Genomic DNA, 17392 nt, shown 5'->3' on the forward strand with positions numbered 1-17392 from the left:
CGCCGGTCACTCACTCCCTCCCCCACGCCTGTCGTATTTGTGTTATTAACGGTCCCGTCTTCGGTTAGATTATCGTCGGTAGTACCGCCGTATTGTTCGCCCTTACCCCCTGAACTGCCCGATTCTCCATCCATAGATTCTCTCGATATAAGAGTACGTAAGGGTACATAACAGTTCGCAAAAATGTATCGGGACTGTACCGATCCGGGAGTGTTCGCCGCGCGTGACGGTCACTCGATCGTGTTTCGCAGCGTGCCGATGCCCTCGTAGCGGATCTCGATCTCGTCGCCGGGTTCGACGAGGCCGGGGTTGGCGGGGCTCCCGAAGGAGATCACGTCGCCCGGGCGGAAGGTGTACCGCTCGCTGAGGAAGGCGACGGTCTCGCGGGGCTTGTTGAACATGTTCTCGGTGTTGTCGTGCTGGCGGCGCTCACCGTCGATGTGGGTCTCCATCTCCTTGCCCACCGGTTCGTACTCGGTCTCGATCCAGGGACCCAGCGGGCCGGAGCCGTCGAATGCCTTGCGGGCGGTGCGACGTTCCTGGTCGAGCGCGTCCATGTCGTTGAGGATAGTGTAGCCACGGAGCACATCGTCCACCTCGTCCTCGGAGATGTCGTGACAGGGCTCGTCGATGACGGCCGCGAGTTCACCCGCGTAGGTCAGTTCCTCTGTCCACTCGGGGTAGGGAATAGGCTGTTCGGGCGGGTGGAGACTGTGTGGCGGTTTGATGAACCAGTCGGGCACGTCCGGGATGTCGTAGTCCATCTGGTCGACCTTCTCGCCGAAGTTCCGTCCCACGCAGAACAGCGCGTCGGGATCGCAGGGCGCGAGCAGGGTCGCCTCGTCGCCGATCTCGTAGGTCGCGTCGTCGGTCTCGATCACGCCGTCGACGTATTCGCCCTCGACCACACCGTCGGGTGTGTCAGCACGTGCGAGTTTCATACGCCGGGGTTTCCACCCCGGCCGTTTAGCTGGTCCGGTCTCGAACGGCGGGCGGACCGCCGCGCACTCGGGTGGTATCGGGAGACTTATCAAAAATACTAACAGTACATCGTTCGAAGGTCGACGCGGCAATGGGCCACGTCGAGATACCGGGCAAGTCCCTCATGTATCTCCTCGCGGCGGTCACGCTGCCACCGATGGTGTTCCTGCTCTTCCGCTCGGTGTCCCGGTCCAGTCATCCCGCGAGTATCGGGCTCGCCGTCGTGCTCGCGCTGTTGCTTGTCGCGAGCGGGGTGGCGGTGTGGCGACAGTGGACCGGCCGGGAATCGGAGTACTCTCACGCCGAGGCGGGCATCACGTGGAACCCCGTGGCCTACCCCGGACACGCGGCGAAAAAGCGGTGGCTGAAGACGGTCCGTCGCCTGTCCGATGGTGACGGGGAAGACGACTGAGACGGGGCCCAACGGTTTTGAGCCGTGATATTGTATCACACACCATGGCGGACAGTCGCCAGTACACGTTCGAGGGGGAGCGACCGGAGATCGACGAGGCGGCCCGCGTCAGCCGTGAAGCGACGGCCGTTGGAGACGTGACGGTTGCGGCCGATGCCAGCGTCTGGCCCGGCGTCGTCCTGCGCGGTGACGTGGGGCCGGTCCGGGTCGGCGCGCAGTCCCACGTCGGGGACAACGCCGTCCTGCACGCGTCGACGGTCGGTGATCACGTGCTGGTCGGCCACGGCGCGGTGCTGAACGACACGGCCGTCGAGGACGGGGCACTGGTCGGCTTCAACTCCACGGTGACGGAGTCGGTCATCGGCGAGCGGAGCATCGTCGCCTCCGGCACCGTGGTCCCCGAGGGGTACGAGGTACCGGCCCACTCGTTCGTCCGCGGGATGCCGGCGTCGGTCACACCACTCTCGGAGACGACCATCGACCCCGAGACCGTCTTCGAGGCGTACAGCTCCGGCGACTACACGAACCTGGCCCAGCGCCACGAGGACCTCTTCGAGTAGGCCGGCCCGCCGTCCCGTGATCGACCGGTAGCAGCCTTCGGGAGGCAAACTCGGCCACAGGTTTTTGTACGCAACCCCGATAAGTGGTGACATCGCATGAAGACCGGTCGGGTCGTGCTGTACGTCGGGACCGACGGTGCCCAGGCGTCGTCGTTGCGGGGGGAGAGTGGCGACGCGACGACCGTCGAGCGCGTCGAGACGCTGTCGGACGCGACCGACCGACTCGGCGACGTCGTCTGTGTCGTCAGCGAGGCGGATCTCGACGACGGGACGGGCATCGACCTCTGTCGGACCGTCAGGCGACGGTTCGACGACGTCGCGTTCGTCCTCGTTCCGGCGTCGGGAAGCGACGCCCTGGCCCGGGAGGCGGTCTCGGCCGGGGTCGACGAGTACGTCCCGGCAGGGACGCTCACCGACGCCGCCGAGCTCTGGGAGCGTGTCCTGGCGGCCATCGAGACGGTCAGCACCGAACAGCGGCGCTACCGGAAGCTGGTCGAACAGGCCACCGACGCCATCGCGATCATCGACCCCGACGCGACGATCAGGTACATCAGCCCAAGCGTCGAACGGATCCTGGGCTACAGCCCGTCGGAACTGATCGGGCGGCGCGGCACCGACGTCATCCACCCCGAGGACCGTGACGAGGTCCTCGCCCGACTGGCCGACAGTCTGTCTCAGCCCGAGGACACCGTCGAGGCGGTGTATCGAGCCGAACACGCCGACGGCGGCTGGCGCTGGGTCGAGAGCCGGGGTCAGAGCTTCATCGACGACCCCGCGGTCGGTGGGACGGTCATCAGCATCCGGGACGTGGCCGAGCGCGAGGACCGCGAGCGCGAACTCCGGATGTACGAGACCGTCGTCGAGGCCGTCGACGACCTGGTGTTCGCGCTCGACGAGGACGGTCGGTTCGCGTTCGCCAACGAGGCCCACGAGTCCCGGACCGGGTTGGCGGCCGGGGAGCTGATCGGCGAGAGTCCCGCGGAGATGATCTCCGACGAAGCGGTGGCCCGGAGCAGAGAGATCGTCGACGAACTGCGGGCCGATCCCGACCGGGACAGCGCGACCTTCGAGGTGGACCTCCCCACACAGGACGGCGAGACGGTCCCGTGTGAAGTGCACGTCGCCACCCTGACCGGCGACGACGGCGAGTTCCGCGGGACCGCGGGGATCGTCCGGGACATCTCCGACCGGAAGGAACAGGAACAGCTCTACTCGACGCTGTTGACCGAGGCCAACGACGGCATCGCGATCACGCGGAAGGGGCGACTCCAGTTCGTCAACGAACAGTTTGCGGCGCTGGTCGGCGGTACCCGCGCCGAGATCGAGGGGACGGACGTGTTCGACCTGATCACCCCGGAGGACCACGACGTCGTTCGGCGCAACTACGAGGAACGTCTCGACGGGGAGAGCGAAACCGGCCGCTACGAGATCGAACTGGAGACACTCGGCGGTGAACGAGTGCCCGTCGAAGTCAGCACGACGTTCGTCCAGTACCAGGGTGAACGGGGGGAGATGGCCATCGTCCGGGCCATCGGCGACCGCAAAGAGCGCGAGCAGGAGCTGGAGTTGTACGAGGAGATGCTCAACGCGGTCCCCGACGGGGTCTACGCCGTCGACGAGGACGGGCGGTTCGTGGCGCTCAACGACACGGCCTACGAGGTCGTCGGCATGCCCGCGGCGGACCTCGTCGGGACCCACGTGTCGATCTGTATGGACGAGCGCGACATCGAGCGCGGGCGGGACTTGATCCGTGACCTGCTCACCAGCGAACAGACCAAAGCGATCTACGAGATGGATCTCGAACCGGTCGACGGCGATTCGATCCCCAGCGAGAACCACGTCGCTCTGTTGACCGACGAGAACGGCGAGTTTCGGGGTTCGGTCGGCGTCCTTCGTGACGTGACCGACCGCCAGGAACGGGAGCGCCGACTGACCGTCCTCAATCGGGCGCTCCGACACGACCTGCGAAACAGCATGCACGTCATCATGGCCAACGCGGAACTGGTCTCGCGGGCCGTCTCGGACGCTCAGACACAGGCGAAACTCGACACTATCGTCGACCGGGCCGAGCAGATCAACAGTCTGAGCGAGAAGGCCCGCGAGATCGAACAGACGCTGGCCAACCACGAACAGACACGCAAACCGATCGATCTCGGGGAGTTGCTCGCGACGCAGGTCGAGCGGTTTCGCGACCAGTACCCCGACGCGACCTTCGAGACGGACCTGCCCGCCCACGCCTGGGTCGAGGCGACGCCGCTGATCGACACGGCCGTCGAGAACCTCATCGAGAACAGCATCGAACACACCGAGCAACCCCGGATCCAGGTGTCGGTCTCGACCGACGAAGAGTCGGTCACCGTGACCGTCGCCGACGACGGCCCGGGCATCCCCGAGAAGGAACGGCGCATCGTCGGGAAGGGCAGTGAGACGCCGCTGGATCACGCCAGCGGCCTCGGCCTGTGGCTGGTCACCTGGATCACCCACGACTCCGGCGGCGAGGTCGTCTTCGAGGCTCCCGAGGACGGTGGCAGCGTCGTCCGCCTCGTCCTCGACAGCGCGAGCCCGCCCGTCGACAGTCAGCCCGGCCGGGCCGGCACGGGTGAATTCTAGACGGACTCGGCACTGCTCCCGAAGGGAGTTCGGAGAACACCTTTCCCCGGTGCCCGCCTTCGTCCATCCATGCAGGGAACGCGTCGACGGTTTCTGACGGGGAGCACGGCGGTCGCCGGAACGCTCGTCGCCGGCTGTCTCGGCGGCGGCTCGGAGGATGGCGACGGTCAGAACGGCGGACGGACACTCGACTCGCACCCGGCCGCACAGGGGCTGGACAGTCAGCCACACCTCGGCCCGGCACCCGGCGAGGCCACGGGTACCATCGTCGCCTTCGAGGATCCGTCCTGTCCACGGTGCAAGACCTTCGAGGAGCAGACGGTTCCGAAGATCCGCTCGGAACTGGTCGATCCCGGCGACGCGACGTTCGTCTTCCGGGGCTACCCCATCGTCTACGAGTGGGGCAAGCCGGGCACGCGGGCGCTGGAGGCGACCTACGCACGGAACGAGGACGCCCACTGGGCGCTCGTCGACCACTACTTCACCGAGCAGGACGGCTTCCGGAGCGCGGGCCGGGACGCCGTGCTGGACAGAACCCGAGAGTTCCTGGCGGCCGAGACCGAGGTGAACGCCGACGCGGTCGTAACGGCCGTCGAGAACGGCGACGCCGAGAGTGCAGTCCAGACCGACCTCGACGCTGGCGAGGCCGCGGGCGCGAGTGCGACACCTGCCGTCTACCTCTTCCGGGACGGGCAGTACCGAACGTCGTACTCGGGGAGCGTCGGGTTCGACGCCGTGCGGTCGACGCTGGGGCTATGAGCGTCACCAGTCGACTCCCCCGGCTCCCGACCCGGCGCGAGGACTGGCGGTTGATGGGACGGACCGCACGACTGGTACTGACGGGGCCGCTGTACGCCGCCGTGGCGGTCGTCGCGGCGCTGGCCGGGCTGACGCTGTTCGTCCTCACCCAGAACCTCGAACCGGCGCTGTTCGCACTGACGGGCGACCTGCCGCTGTCCGCCCGGCTGACCATCCTGCAGGGGCTGTACCCGTTCCTGGGATCGATCTACTCGCTCCCGACGGCGGTCGTGCTGGTGGTGCTGGCGGCGCTGATCGGCGTCGACGTGGCGATGGTGACCTATCACCTGCGCGAACACGGCCTCTCGGTACAGGAGAGCGGGAGCGGCGCGCTCGGACTGATTCTCGGAACGCTCGGCGCTGGCTGTGCGGCCTGCGGGACAGCCCTGCTGGCCGGCCTACTCTCGCTGTTCGGCGCGACCGGGCTGGTGACGCTGTTGCCCCTGGAGGGGCTGGAAATCTCGTTGCTGGCACTGGTCGTCGTGATCCTCTCGATCTACTGGCTGGCCGACGGGATGCGTGGTGGCGAGATCAATGGGTGTCCTGTCGACGTTTAGGAGACGGGGCTCGTCAGAGCTCTGCTCTGAGGGTGTCCTGTCGACGTTTAGGAGACGGGGCGCGGCCACGTACTTAAAAAGGAAGACGACATAGAGGAAGTCGAGCGCGGCATGACAGTCGACGACGACCCCTTCGCCATTCCGAGTCGGCCGGAGCGGCGCTACCCGCGGGGTGGCGGCGTCGAGTACGAGGGCGGCACGACGTTCTCGCTCGCGCCGGTTCCGGAGCGTGAGGACGCGTGGCTCCGCGGGGTCGTCGAGGGCGTCCTCGACGGCGAGGGGTACACGTACGGCGACTGGTTCGACCTGCCGATGCCGCTGTATCTGGTCCACGACGAGGCGACCGGCGACGTGTTCCGGGTGAGCGTCCGGAACTCGCGGGTCCGGTTGCACGTCCTGCCTGCCACGGAGTCGGGCGGGCTCCGGCAGTTCTTCGACCGGCTCCGGGACAGCGCCGAGGGGGTCGAGTGGGACGTGAGCCGACGGGTCGAGGACGAGGGGTGAGAACTCGGACAGCTGCGGACACGCAACGGACTTATCACCGAGTGTCCATTGCCCGAGCATGACTGTCTCCCGTGAAGTCGAGTTGCAGGGACACATCATCGACTCGGGGATGATGCAGACCTGTTTCGGCATCATCATGGACATGGGCGGGTCCTTCGAGGTCGAGACGTTCGAGATCGGCCGCCACAAGGACGAACGCTCCTACGCGAAACTGCTCGTGAGCGCCGACGACGAGGCGCAACTCCAGTCTATCGTCCACGAACTCCACCAGAACGGGGCCAATCCGGCCGATCCCAGCGACGCTCACCTCGAACCCGCCCCGGCCGATCAGGTCGTCCCGAAGGGCTTCTACTCGACGACCAACCATCCCACCGTGATCCGCTACGACGGCGAGTGGATCGACGTCGACGACATCGAGATGGACTGCGCCGTGGTGGTAGAGGACGGGGACGACCCCTGCGCCTACACCAAGGTCCTCAACGCCGTCGAGGAGGGGGACCTGATCGTCACCGGCGAGGCCGGCATCCGCGTCAGCCCGCCCGAGCGCCCCCGTGGCTCCGAGGGGGCCTTCGGGTTCATGCAGGGCGGCGTCTCCTCCGAGCGACCGTCGGAGACGACCATCGCCAACGTCGCCGAGGCCATCGAGGAGATCAAAAGCGAGGGCGGGAAGATCCTCGCGGTCTGTGGCCCCGCGCTGATCCACTCCGGCGCACGGGAGGACCTCGCCCGCTTAGTTAGGGAAGGGTACATCGACACGATCTCCGCCGGCAACGGCTTCGCCGTTCACGACATCGAGCGGGACCTCTACGGCACCTCCCTGGGGATGGACACCGAGAGCCTCGACCACCCGCGGAAGGGGCATAAACACCACATCTACACCATCTCGGAGGTCATCCGAGAGGGCGGCATCGAGGACGCCGTCGAGAACGGCACCATCGAGTCCGGCGTGATGTACGAGTGTGTCGACAACGACCGCCCGTTCGTGCTGGCGGGGTCGATCCGCGACGACGGCCCCCTGCCCGATACGATCACCGACGCCGTGGAGGCCCAGAACGCCATCCGCGAGCAGGCCCACGAGGCCGACATGGTACTCATGCTGTCGAGCCTGCTTCACTCCGTGGCCGTCGGCAACTGCCTGCCCTCGACGACCCGGGTCGTCTGTGTCGACATCAACCCCGCGACCGTGACGCAGTTGCTCGACCGCGGGAGCGCACAGGCCGTCGGGATGGTCACCGACATTGGGACGTTCGTGCCGATTCTCGCGGAGAAAGTCCTGGACGAGTAGCGCCTCCGTCCGCGAGGGTGGGGACCGACCGAGTGGTTTTTCGCTCACTGGAGGACGGAGCTCGTACAACCGTCCGAGAGACGCCTTTTTTGCATGGCAAGTGGTGGGTTCACGTTCAGCCATGATCGGCGTCGATCGGGCGTCCAGACCGCACCAACGGCCAGTAATGTCTCGGCTATAGTGGAGCGAGGGTGCGTGAACGGTTAGCGTCCGGCAATTGAAAGGACAGAAGACTGGGTGAACTGAAGGCGAAGCAGTAGCAGTCGGATGGCTGATCGGCCTTCACCCATATCTACCTGATCACTTATTAGTCAGAAATCTTATTTTAATACCCTTTGCTTACCCTGTATGGCACGTGACGACGACGACGGCCGGAGCGGGAAAGGTCGGCTTACCACCAGACGGGCACTGATGAAGGCGGCTGGCGTGTCCGCGCTTGCGTTCGGTGCAGGGACTGCGGTGGGGACTGCGGGAGCGACCCCAGCCTCGAACGGGCAGACGGTCGACCTGGGCGAGGAGGGGCTGACCGACGGCGGTTCGATCGATCCCTACCTGGAGACCCACTTCGACTCGGATACGGTCGTGCACGTCCCGGCCGGGGAGTACACCTACACCGGCTCCGGACTGGGTGGTTCCTACAGTAATGCCGCCTTACTCGGCTCGACGGAGGGTGTCGTGTTGCGCGGAGCGAGCGATTCCGACACACCAGTCGGTCCGACGATCACGGCGACTGACGGGTCGGTCCGACTCGAGAATCTCACGATCAAGGGGGCACACGGACAGCCCAATTCCCGGTGGCGCGTCGGTGCCGATGCGGGGGCTCGCATGGAGCTGCTCAACGTCAACATGCCGGACGGAGCCGTCGACGGCGCGAACGCGACGGGCATCTACACGGGGACCGAACACGCTGGAACGCTCTGGGTGAGCCACTGTCACTTCTCGAACTTCGGAGACACCGCACTCGACGTCTCCGACCCCTACAAGGGCTCGAACGGCACCGTGGTCGTCGAGGACTGTGACTTCGTGAACACCGGCACGGCCGCGATCAGTGTCGGCGGGGACGACAGCGTCGTGCGTGGCTGTTACTTCGAGGCGACGGCTCCCGTCTCCACCGGGGCGGGTGGACAGGCCCGACGAGCGATCGTCGTCGACGGTCCCGGGACGAACGTCGAGATCGACGACTGCGATGTCGACTGGACCGGCGTCGCGTCGGCGCCCATCGAGTTCACGCTGCCGAGCACGGGCGGTGACGGGACGATCAGCGACCTCCGCGTGACCGACCCCGGCAGTGGCCTGCTTTCGGCTGCCTGGGACGTCGATAGGACGTGGACTGGCGAGAACATCAACGTGACGGAGGTCTAATACATGGCAACGATTCCAGCAGGACGACCGGGGAGCGAAGTGCGCGATCTCACAGGCGACGTCAGCGACGGCGACGATCTGCCGAACGCGATTCAGGACGTCTTGGACGACGGCGTCCAGGTGTACATTCCGCCAGGCGAGTACACGGGCGATCACTCGGACCTGGACTTCCAGGCCGACGACGCGACCATCTACGGCGACCCGCAGGGCGTGTCCATCGACTGTGACATGGACTCGAACGCGGAACAGGGGACGAGTACCCGACTCCGGATCGAGAACATCGACATCCGGGGGATCAAGCCCCTAGAGCAGGTGAAGATCGACGTCGACTGCGACGGCGGGACCCTCGAGTGGGTGAACTTCAACTTCCCCGACGGGACCGTCTCCCCGTCGGACTCCTACGTGGCCCGCTGTGACAGCGGCGAGGGCAAACACGTGGTCAAGAACTGTTACTTCGGCCCCCACGGTAACTCGCTGTTCTACTACTCTCAGCGCGACGAGGACGACATGCCAGTCGTCTTCGAGGGCAACGCCTACCACAACACGGCGAGCGCGTGGCGCGGCGGCAACGCCGTGCTCCGTGACTGCATCTACCTCGTGGACGGGGCGGTCCCGGACTTCAAAGAACCCGACGGCGACCCGGGTGGCCCTGGGACCCCGCGAATGACCAAGTTCGAGGGCGGCGGCGAGACCATCATCGAGAACTGCGACGCCTACATCGGCCCGAACGGCGACGCGAGCGGTGCGGACGGCCCCTGCATCGACTGGGGACCGGACTCGACAGATTCGAACACCGTCGTCGTCAGGAACTCCCGCTTTGGCAACGAAATCGACCGGGAGATTTTCGACACCGCGAGCGGACCGACCGCGGTCGCATCGGATTCCTCGCTCTCGAACGTGAGCTGTGTCACCGAGCCGTACTTCTCGGGCGATTCGATCCCCGGCGACATCTCGAACGGGGACGCGCCGCGGACGGACGTCGAGTCGCGACGCTGGAACCCGCTCGACGGGAGTGTCGACCCCGGCGACTCCTTCGACACCGAGACGGGCAGTGACGCGACGCCCCCGAGTTCGGGCAGCGGGGACGTCTGGACACCGGCCGATGGCGCGACGGCCCCGGATTCCGACGACGAGTCGGATGCGTCCGGGACGGAGATCGTTCTGACGGCGAGCGAGGCCAACCCGGACGACGACTGCGACGTTTCGATGACGGTCGAGGGCGAGGTGACCTTCGGGAGCGAGTCCGAACCCGGCACCGACCGCATCGAAACCGACGGCGACGGCCGCTACAGGGCCACGAGCGTCAGCATGGACCCCGGCGCGGTCGACTCCTACTGGGTCTCGGGACCCATCACCGGCTACTCGGTGACCCAGGGATACGACGTGTCGATCACGGCCGATGGCACGGCGACGACGTTCGAGGCACTCGTCGACAGCGCCAGCAACGCCGGGAGTGGTGCCGAAGACGGGTCCGGGAGCGACTCCGACGGGTCGGATGCCGGTGACTCCGGCGCATCGGATGGCGGACCCGGAGTCGGCAGCGGATCGGAAGGGGCCCGCCTGCTCGTCATCGACGGGACGAGCGACCCCGATCAGATCGCCAAGTACGACGTCACGGTATCCGGTACGATCGACCGTGCGGAGAACCACTCCTCGAGCGTCGACGGCCAGTCACCGTGGGACACGATGACCGATCACATCGACGGGAGTCGCGTGGTCGGCATCGTGGGCAACGGAACCGACGTCTACCGCATCAGCGGTCCGATCCAGTCCATCGACGTCGACGGACGGGCCGGCATCCGAATCGTCGAGGAGTAACGCCGCCCCCACTCGATCGGCGAGCCGCGCCGAGATCGTGTGTGTATCACCCACACTTATTTTCCGTGGTGGTGTCAGTTCGATATGGCCGACGCGGACACGCAACCGCCGGAGGCGGGGACTGTGGGGGAATCCGAAGCGGTCGACGGGTGGTGGTCGGGGAACTGGCTCCTGATCGGTGCGCTCACGCTCCTCACGCTCGTCTGAATCGCGCTCTCGGGGGGCCTGGTCCCGGTCGAGGGGTGGCTCACGGCGTCCGGGAGTGCGGTGACCGTCCCGCCGTACGTCGACCTCTACGCGTCGCTGGGGGCGCTGGGGTACGTGTTCACCAAGCTGATGACGAACGTCGAGGGCTACGACGAGTACGACGAGTTCGGAGAACTGGTCGAGATGGCGCTTCGCATCCCGGCGGCCTGGCTGCTGGCGGCGGGCATCTACCTGCTCTTTGCGGCCGGCACCGCCTTCGCCGGCGGCGGGTCGGGTCAGCAGTACGCGGCCGGGCTCTCCTTTCTGGTCGGCCTGTACGTCGACGTCGCGGTGAAGTCACTCGGGAGTCTGTCGGACCGATTGCTGGGGCGGGGTTCGGCCGGCTCCTGACCGGGTGGAGTCCTCCGTCAGTCGGCGTCTTCCTCGATGATCTGCGTGACGCCGTCGTCGAAGATCTCCCGGATCAACGCTTCGGCGTAGTCGCCCTCGATGGCGGCCTCGATGGCAATTTCCAGCGCCGCGTCGACCAGGTCCTCGGCGTGACCGTTCTCGATCAGCGTCGCGACGACCTCGTCGCCGACCTGCTGGACGATCGTGTCGGCTCGGCCGCTGGTGAGTCGTCCGACGATCCGCCGCACCGACTGGCGGATCGCGACCGAGTGTCTGAGGCCGGGCAGGTTGTCCATCACGATGTCGGCGACGGCCTCGACGACCTCGTCTGCGGTCTCGCCGTCGAGTCTGACGACGACCTCGTCGCCGACCGCAGCGACCAGCTGTTCGGCGTCCCCCTCTCGCTCGACGTACTCGCCGATAGCCCGGGCGATGCTTCGTGCGATCTCTTCGGCCTCGTCGTCCCCCAGTTCGGCTGCGATGACGGCGCGCACCCGCTCGGCGATCTCCTCGCGGTCACGGCCCGTGATCCCCGTCTCACCGTCTGACATGAGCGCGGGTAGTTCGTCGCGAGTATAAAACTCCCCTGAACAGTCAGATTCGCCTGCGGGAGTCGGCGGCTTCAGTCGGTGGGCTCGCGGTAGGGGGTCAACAGCGTCCGGGCGCGGCCGATAGCGGCGCGCACGTCGGGGTGTGAGTCACGGCCGACGTCGCGAAGTTGCGTTTCGATCGTCCGGACCGCCTCGTGGTTCGGACCGTCGGCGGACAGTTCGCCCACCTGGTGAGCCAGGTCGGCCAGCCGTTCGGCCAGTGCACGGTCGACGGTCAGTTCGGACGCGAGCAACAGCTGGCGGTGTGCCTTCGAGAGTCCCGTCAGTTCGTGTCGCATACTCCCCTCTACTGGTACTCCGGCGCCCGGCGAGAAAGAGGTTCCGGGACCTAGACGCCCTCGAGGGTCTCGCGGTAGGTGTTGATCGCGTCGTCGGCGTCGTCGATGGCCGCGCCGGCGTCGGCCCCCACCTCGTCGTCGAGGTCGGCCAGGGCGGACTGGATGCGGGCCAGGCGGCCGTGGTCCGGGCCGGACTCGCGGGTCGCGAGATCGTCGAGCTGGTCGGCCAGTTCGTCGAGGCGGTCGCTGGCCTCCTCGGCCGTGGCGTCGCTTGCTGTCCGGAGGTTCGTCGCTGCGGTTTCGAGCTGTTGTCGAGCCATACGTGTCCGTTCGACCAACGTCGGCAAAAACACTTTCCGAACGTGTACGGAATCGAAGGCAGTCGGTACCAACCAGTAAGGTACCGTTGTTAAACCGGTTCGGTTCTAACCTCTAGACACGTGTACGAGCCCCATCCCTGTCTCCCCAGCGAGAGCCGCGCCCGTCGAATTATACGCACTACTAGAGAATGGTAACGAACGACTCACTCGAGGAGAGCCGGGAGATCCACCGACAGACCGGCAAGACGTTCTACTACGCGACACGGTTGTTGCCCGAGCGGATCCGTCACAAGACCTACGTGCTGTACGCGTTCTTCCGGATCGCGGACGAGGTGGTCGACGACGAGGACAACGACCTCTCGCCCGCCGAGCAACGCGAGCGGCTGGAGCAGTTCCGCGAGGCGGCGCTGGGTCGACGCGAGACGGACGACCCGGTTCTACAGGCGTTCGACGAAGTCCGCCGCGAGTCCGACATCACCGAGGCGGACGTGGAACTGTTCGTCGACGCGATGGCGACCGACATCGAGAAGAGTCGCTACGAAACCTACGAGGAACTCGAAGCGTACATGCGGGGTTCGGCGTCGGCAGTGGGGTACATGATGACCGGGATCATGGACGTGGACGACCCGGAGGTGGCGCGGCCACACGCCAGGGCGCTCGGAGAGGCGTTCCAGCTCTCGAACTTCCTGCGTGACGTGCGCGAGGACATCGTCGACCGCGACCGGATCTACCTGCCGCGAGAGACGCTCGAACAGTACGGCGTCACCGAAGCCGACATCGAGAACCTGGAGATGTCCGACGGGTTCCGGTCGGCGATGATCCACGAGATGGCTCGCGCCGAGAAGCTCTACCGCGACGGGGTCGCCGGAATCAAGTACCTGCCCGAGGACTGCCAGTTCGCCGTCCTGCTGGCGGCAGTGCTCTACGCCGACCACCACCGGTTGGTCCGGGAACGGGACTACGACGTGTTCTCGGAGACGCCGAGTCTCTCGACCACGCGAAAGCTCTGGCTGATCGCCAAGACGCGGTGGCACTGGCACTGGAACAAGGACCCCGAGGCGGTGTTCGAGCGGGTCTCGACCATCGGCGACGCGCCGACTCCCTCGGCCGGTCCGGAACCACCAGAGTGGACCCCCACGCAGTAGCTCACTCGATCAGCGGGAGGACGATGCCGAACACGATTGGCGAGAAGAACCCGATCACGAGACCGGTGAACTCGGCGCCGACGAACAGCGTGTTCTCCCAGGCGGGAAGCGGTTCGAAGAAGGTGTGGCCGACGACGGAGCCGACGACACCGATCACGAGCAGGGCGAGACCGAGGAAGAACCCACCCTTCGCGTACGTCTGGTAGTCGAACGTCGCACTGTGTCCCATACTCCGGAGACTCCGATGAACCGTTGAATTTCTTTCGGTTTCTGCACCGGCCTCACCACCGGCCGGAGAGGCCGGGCACCGTCCGCAGGACCCGGAAGTCGAACCGGTCGATCTCGACCAGCCCGGCGAAAAACAGGCCGGCGAGGGCCACGGGCATCCAGTTGCCAAAGTAGGCGTTGATGAGCCCCCAGAGGATCACGAAGCTCACGAGATCGTCGAGCATGAACGCACACGACTGAACGCGAGCGACCAGTTCGGTCCAGTCGAACGCGACGTCGAACAGGCTCACGGCGACGGTCGCCGAGAGGACCCAGCCCAGATAGTTCGACCACGGGACGCCGTAGTAAGCCCCGCCGCCCTCGTAGGCCCAGAAGCCCAGCGCCACCGCCCCGGGATCGAGGACCAGATCGACCAGGAGGACGGTCGCGATGACTGCGGGGAGGCGGATCGCCCAGCGACTCGCCCGGTCACCGAGCAAGAGGAGACAGAGCAGGTAGCTGTTCAGAACCAGCGGAAAGAAGAAGATGGGCAGGCCGAGCGGCACGGTGTCCAGCAGCATCGGCCCGAGTTCGACGCCGTACTCGAAGAAGCCGTAGGGCCAGCCGGTCGTCACGCCGACGTACTCGATTCCGTAGGAGTAGGCCGTCAGCGCGAGCAGAGCGGCGGTGGCCCGGCGGTCGACCAGCGGCGCGACGCCGGCGATCAGCGGCAGGCGCATCACGAAGGTCCCGAAGAGGACCAGATAGGGGTTGAAGTTGAGCGGGTCGGGGAAGAGGGCCTCGGCGCTGGCCAGGAGCATGATCGCGCCGACGGCGGGGAAGAAAACGGCGATGGTGAAGCGGTTGTCACGGACGAGGTCGTCGAGGCGGGCCTCGACGGCCGCCCGGGTCGGCGTCTCAACCGCCATAGCCGAACAGGAGAACCCAGAGGCCACCCATGGTCATCGTCATGCCGATCAGCGTGTTGATCGCGGGGTACCACCAGTAAGCGTCGTCCACGTCGATGCCGGAGAAGGCGATGCCGAACACCAGGACGGGGTACAGTAAGAGGAGCGCACCGAACAGGACGTGGACCTGTGAGAAGGCAGCCGCGGCCGCCAGCCAGCAGGCCGCACAGTAGTAGTAGGTCCGTCGCTTGCCCAGGACGGTCGCGGTGGTCCGGATGCCCGCCTCGCGGTCGGGTTCGATGTCGGGGATCGCTGAGAAGGTGTGCATCCCCATCGTCCAGAGCCACCCGGCGACGATGGCAAAGAGCGGCGGCAACTCGCCGGCGACGGCGGTGAAGGCGATCACGCCCGGGAGGATGTAGAGGCCGTTGGAGATCGAGTCGAGTAACGGCGTCGTCTTGAACCGCAGCGGCGGCGCGCTGTACTCGACGGCGAGCAGGAACCACAGCGCCAGCACCTGCGTCCCGGCCGAGGGCAACAGGAAGATGAACATGCCGCCGAGCGCGCCGCTCATCGCGACGGCGACGGCGACCCAGATGTCGTCGCGGTAGCGAACCTCCTGGTCGTCTTTCTTCGGGTTCTCCTCGTCGATGTCGGCGTCGAAGGCGTCGTTGACGCCGTAGAGAAAGACGTTCGCAGGGACGGTGAAGTACGCCAGCAAGAGGACGGCGATGGGGGAGAACAGTTCGGCCACGTCGTTTGCGGCGAAGGTCGCGCCGACGATGACGGGACCGCCCAGGTAGAGCCAGAACCGCGGCCGGGAGAGCCAGAACAGGTAGCCCAGCCGGGTCTCCTCGGAGGGGAGGTAGCTGGCGACCGATTCGAGTCGTGTGCGAACGGCGTTGTCGCTCATCTGTCGTCGATCACGGCGTCTGCGGTGTGTTGACCGCTGATGAGACACATTGGAACGCCGATGCCGGGTGTCGTGAACGAACCGGTGAAGTAGAGCCCGTCGACGGCAGAGGACCGGTGGGACGGGCGCAGGAGCGCCGTCTGTTTCAGCGTGTGGGCCAGCCCGAGGGCCGTCCCCTGGATGGAGTTGTAGCGTTCGCCGAAGTCCGAGACCGAGAACTGCTTCTCGAAGGTGATCCGGTCCCGGAGGTCGACGCCGGTGTTCTCGGCGATGTCGGCCAGGACTTCGTCGCGGTAGCGCTGGCGAGTGGCCTCGCCGTCCTCCAGGTCGGGCGCGATGGGGACGAGGACGAACAGGTTGCTGTACTCGTCGGTGTCACCATCGGGCACCGTGGTCTCGTCGGTCTCGGAGGGGACACAGAGGTAGTAGGCCGGGTCGTCCGGCCAGGCTGGCTCGTCGAAGATCTGCTCGAAGTGTGGGTCCCAGTCCTCCGGGAGGACGAGCGTGTGGTGGGCGAGTTCGTCGACATCGCCCTCGACGCCCATGTAGAGCAGGAAGGCGGATGGTGCGTAGGTCTTCGACTCCCAGTAGTCGGCGTCGTACTGGCGCTCGTGTTCGGGGAGCAACTCCTGTTCGGTGTGAGCGTAGTCGGCGTCGCTCACGACGAGGTCGGGGTGGTACTCGGTGCCGTCCTCGGTGGCGACGAGGAACCCATCCTTCCGGCGCGTGATCTCGGCGACCGGGGCGTCGGTGACGTACTCGACGCCGAGTTCGTCGCCCAGGTCGACCACGGCGTCGACGACCGCGCCGAGGCCGTTGTCACGGCCGTCCTTGCCGACGGGGTAGTGGACGCCGAGGTTGAAATCGACGTGGCTCATCATGTTGTACAGCGCCGGCGTGTTGTGGGGCGCACCGCCGAGGAACACGAGGGTGTACTGCATGATCTGCTGGAGCTTGGGGTTCTCGAAGTACTTCTCGACGTGGCCCTGCATGTTGCCCATGAGCTTCAGCCCGACGGGCGCGGCTTTCATCACGTCCAGGTCCACCCAGTCGCGCAGGCGCGGGCGGTCCTCGTAGACGAAGTTGTCCATGGCGAGTTCGTAGTTCGACTCGCTCTCTTCGAGGTAGGCGTCGAAGGCCTCACCGCCCCCGGCCTCGTACTCGGCGAACAGCTCCCGGACCTCGGCGCGGTCGGCGGACACGTCGACCTCGTCGCCGTCCTTGAAGAAGATCCGGTAGTGTGGATCGAGACGTTCGAGGTCGTAGTAGTCGTCGGTCGATTTCCCGAAGTGGCCGAAGAAGCGCTCGAACACGTCGGGCATCAGGTACCAGGACGGACCCATGTCGAAGCGGAAGCCGTCGACTTCGAGCCGACTGGCGCGTCCACCCAGTTGCTCGTTCTTTTCGAGTACCCGGACGTCCGCACCGGCGTCGGCGAGATAACAGGCAGTCGACAGTCCCCCGAACCCACCGCCGACTACGTCGATGGTCGTTCCAGCGAGCGAACTCATTGGCGAATATAGGGT

Annotated in this window: 20 protein-coding genes; 12 read left to right on the plus strand and 8 right to left on the minus strand. The window is 66.2% G+C overall.

The genetic code is table 11. The features are described from left to right. Nucleotides 1-230: 230 nt before the first annotated feature. Nucleotides 231-941 (minus strand): fumarylacetoacetate hydrolase family protein, encoded by a 711-nt coding sequence (locus tag EAF64_RS03620; protein ID WP_129067591.1) that lies wholly within the window; start codon nucleotides 939-941, stop codon nucleotides 231-233. A 131-nt stretch (nucleotides 942-1072) separates the two neighbouring features. On the opposite strand from EAF64_RS03620, the gene EAF64_RS03625 reads away from it, so the two are divergent. The 11 genes from EAF64_RS03625 to EAF64_RS03670 all read left to right on the plus strand — a co-directional run bounded on the left by EAF64_RS03625 (nucleotide 1073) and on the right by EAF64_RS03670 (nucleotide 11484). Further along, on the plus strand, nucleotides 1073-1393 hold the full coding sequence (locus EAF64_RS03625; RefSeq protein ID WP_129067592.1) for a hypothetical protein: 321 nt from the start codon (nucleotides 1073-1075) through the stop codon (nucleotides 1391-1393). A gap of 44 nt (nucleotides 1394-1437) precedes the next feature. Continuing rightward, complete coding sequence (locus tag EAF64_RS03630) at nucleotides 1438-1953, plus strand: gamma carbonic anhydrase family protein (RefSeq protein ID WP_129067593.1); 516 nt, start codon at nucleotides 1438-1440, stop codon at nucleotides 1951-1953. 96 nt (nucleotides 1954-2049) lie between these two features. Next, a complete protein-coding gene (locus EAF64_RS03635; protein WP_129067594.1) occupies nucleotides 2050-4563 on the plus strand; it encodes a PAS domain S-box protein in 2514 nt (837 codons plus the stop codon). Nucleotides 4564-4632: 69 nt separating this feature from the next. Beyond that, complete coding sequence (locus EAF64_RS03640) at nucleotides 4633-5322, plus strand: DsbA family protein (RefSeq protein WP_129067595.1); 690 nt, start codon at nucleotides 4633-4635, stop codon at nucleotides 5320-5322. After that, entirely contained in the window at nucleotides 5319-5918 is a 600-nt protein-coding gene (locus tag EAF64_RS03645; protein WP_129067596.1) for a hypothetical protein, read from the plus strand. The genes EAF64_RS03640 and EAF64_RS03645 overlap by 4 nt, the downstream gene beginning before the upstream one ends. 111 nt (nucleotides 5919-6029) lie before the next feature. Next, nucleotides 6030-6422 carry a hypothetical protein gene (locus tag EAF64_RS03650; RefSeq protein WP_129067597.1) on the plus strand — a complete coding sequence of 131 codons (393 nt, stop codon included), beginning with the start codon at nucleotides 6030-6032 and terminating at the stop codon, nucleotides 6420-6422. Between the two features lie 58 nt (nucleotides 6423-6480). Next, the gene (locus tag EAF64_RS03655) at nucleotides 6481-7707 is read left to right on the plus strand and encodes an ornithine cyclodeaminase (RefSeq protein WP_129067598.1); all 1227 of its coding nucleotides are present in this window, start codon (nucleotides 6481-6483) and stop codon (nucleotides 7705-7707) included. 348 nt (nucleotides 7708-8055) lie between these two features. Continuing rightward, complete coding sequence (locus EAF64_RS03660; protein WP_129067599.1) at nucleotides 8056-9069, plus strand: right-handed parallel beta-helix repeat-containing protein; 1014 nt, start codon at nucleotides 8056-8058, stop codon at nucleotides 9067-9069. Between the two features lie 3 nt (nucleotides 9070-9072). Next, a complete protein-coding gene (locus EAF64_RS03665; RefSeq protein WP_129067600.1) occupies nucleotides 9073-10887 on the plus strand; it encodes a hypothetical protein in 1815 nt (604 codons plus the stop codon). 84 nt (nucleotides 10888-10971) lie between these two features. Continuing rightward, complete coding sequence (locus EAF64_RS21560) at nucleotides 10972-11094, plus strand: hypothetical protein (RefSeq protein ID WP_267899419.1); 123 nt, start codon at nucleotides 10972-10974, stop codon at nucleotides 11092-11094. A 60-nt stretch (nucleotides 11095-11154) separates the two neighbouring features. Beyond that, a complete protein-coding gene (locus EAF64_RS03670) occupies nucleotides 11155-11484 on the plus strand; it encodes a hypothetical protein (protein WP_129067601.1) in 330 nt (109 codons plus the stop codon). Nucleotides 11485-11501: 17 nt separating this feature from the next. On the opposite strand, the gene EAF64_RS03675 is transcribed toward EAF64_RS03670, so the two are convergent. The 3 genes from EAF64_RS03675 to EAF64_RS03685 all read right to left on the minus strand — a co-directional run bounded on the left by EAF64_RS03675 (nucleotide 11502) and on the right by EAF64_RS03685 (nucleotide 12693). Then, nucleotides 11502-12035 (minus strand): hypothetical protein, encoded by a 534-nt coding sequence (locus EAF64_RS03675; protein WP_129067602.1) that lies wholly within the window; start codon nucleotides 12033-12035, stop codon nucleotides 11502-11504. A 71-nt stretch (nucleotides 12036-12106) separates the two neighbouring features. Then, nucleotides 12107-12373, minus strand: coding sequence for a DUF7553 family protein (locus EAF64_RS03680; RefSeq protein WP_129067603.1), 267 nt, complete (start codon nucleotides 12371-12373; stop codon nucleotides 12107-12109). A gap of 50 nt (nucleotides 12374-12423) precedes the next feature. Continuing rightward, nucleotides 12424-12693: a DUF7553 family protein gene (locus tag EAF64_RS03685; RefSeq protein WP_129067604.1), complete on the minus strand. Its 270-nt coding sequence runs from the start codon at nucleotides 12691-12693 to the stop codon at nucleotides 12424-12426. A 188-nt stretch (nucleotides 12694-12881) separates the two neighbouring features. On the opposite strand from EAF64_RS03685, the gene EAF64_RS03690 reads away from it, so the two are divergent. Further along, a complete protein-coding gene (locus EAF64_RS03690) occupies nucleotides 12882-13838 on the plus strand; it encodes a phytoene/squalene synthase family protein (RefSeq protein WP_129067605.1) in 957 nt (318 codons plus the stop codon). A gap of 1 nt (nucleotide 13839) precedes the next feature. Here EAF64_RS03690 and EAF64_RS03695 read toward each other — a convergent pair whose 3' ends face one another. From EAF64_RS03695 to EAF64_RS03710, 4 genes are read right to left on the minus strand one after another with little or no spacing between them, the layout of a single operon-like run. Next, a complete protein-coding gene (locus EAF64_RS03695) occupies nucleotides 13840-14067 on the minus strand; it encodes a DUF7860 family protein (RefSeq protein ID WP_129067606.1) in 228 nt (75 codons plus the stop codon). A 52-nt stretch (nucleotides 14068-14119) separates the two neighbouring features. Beyond that, entirely contained in the window at nucleotides 14120-14974 is an 855-nt protein-coding gene (gene cruF, locus EAF64_RS03700) for a bisanhydrobacterioruberin hydratase (protein WP_129067607.1), read from the minus strand. Beyond that, the gene (locus EAF64_RS03705; RefSeq protein WP_129067608.1) at nucleotides 14964-15866 is read right to left on the minus strand and encodes a prenyltransferase; all 903 of its coding nucleotides are present in this window, start codon (nucleotides 15864-15866) and stop codon (nucleotides 14964-14966) included. Before EAF64_RS03705 ends, cruF begins: the two co-directional genes overlap by 11 nt. Next, the gene (locus tag EAF64_RS03710; RefSeq protein ID WP_129067609.1) at nucleotides 15863-17377 is read right to left on the minus strand and encodes a phytoene desaturase family protein; all 1515 of its coding nucleotides are present in this window, start codon (nucleotides 17375-17377) and stop codon (nucleotides 15863-15865) included. The genes EAF64_RS03705 and EAF64_RS03710 overlap by 4 nt, the downstream gene beginning before the upstream one ends. Nucleotides 17378-17392: the final 15 nt, after the last annotated feature.

The sequence above is a fragment of the Halorientalis pallida genome (assembly GCF_004118325.1).
Taxonomy (GTDB): Archaea; Halobacteriota; Halobacteria; order Halobacteriales; family Haloarculaceae; genus Halorientalis; species Halorientalis pallida.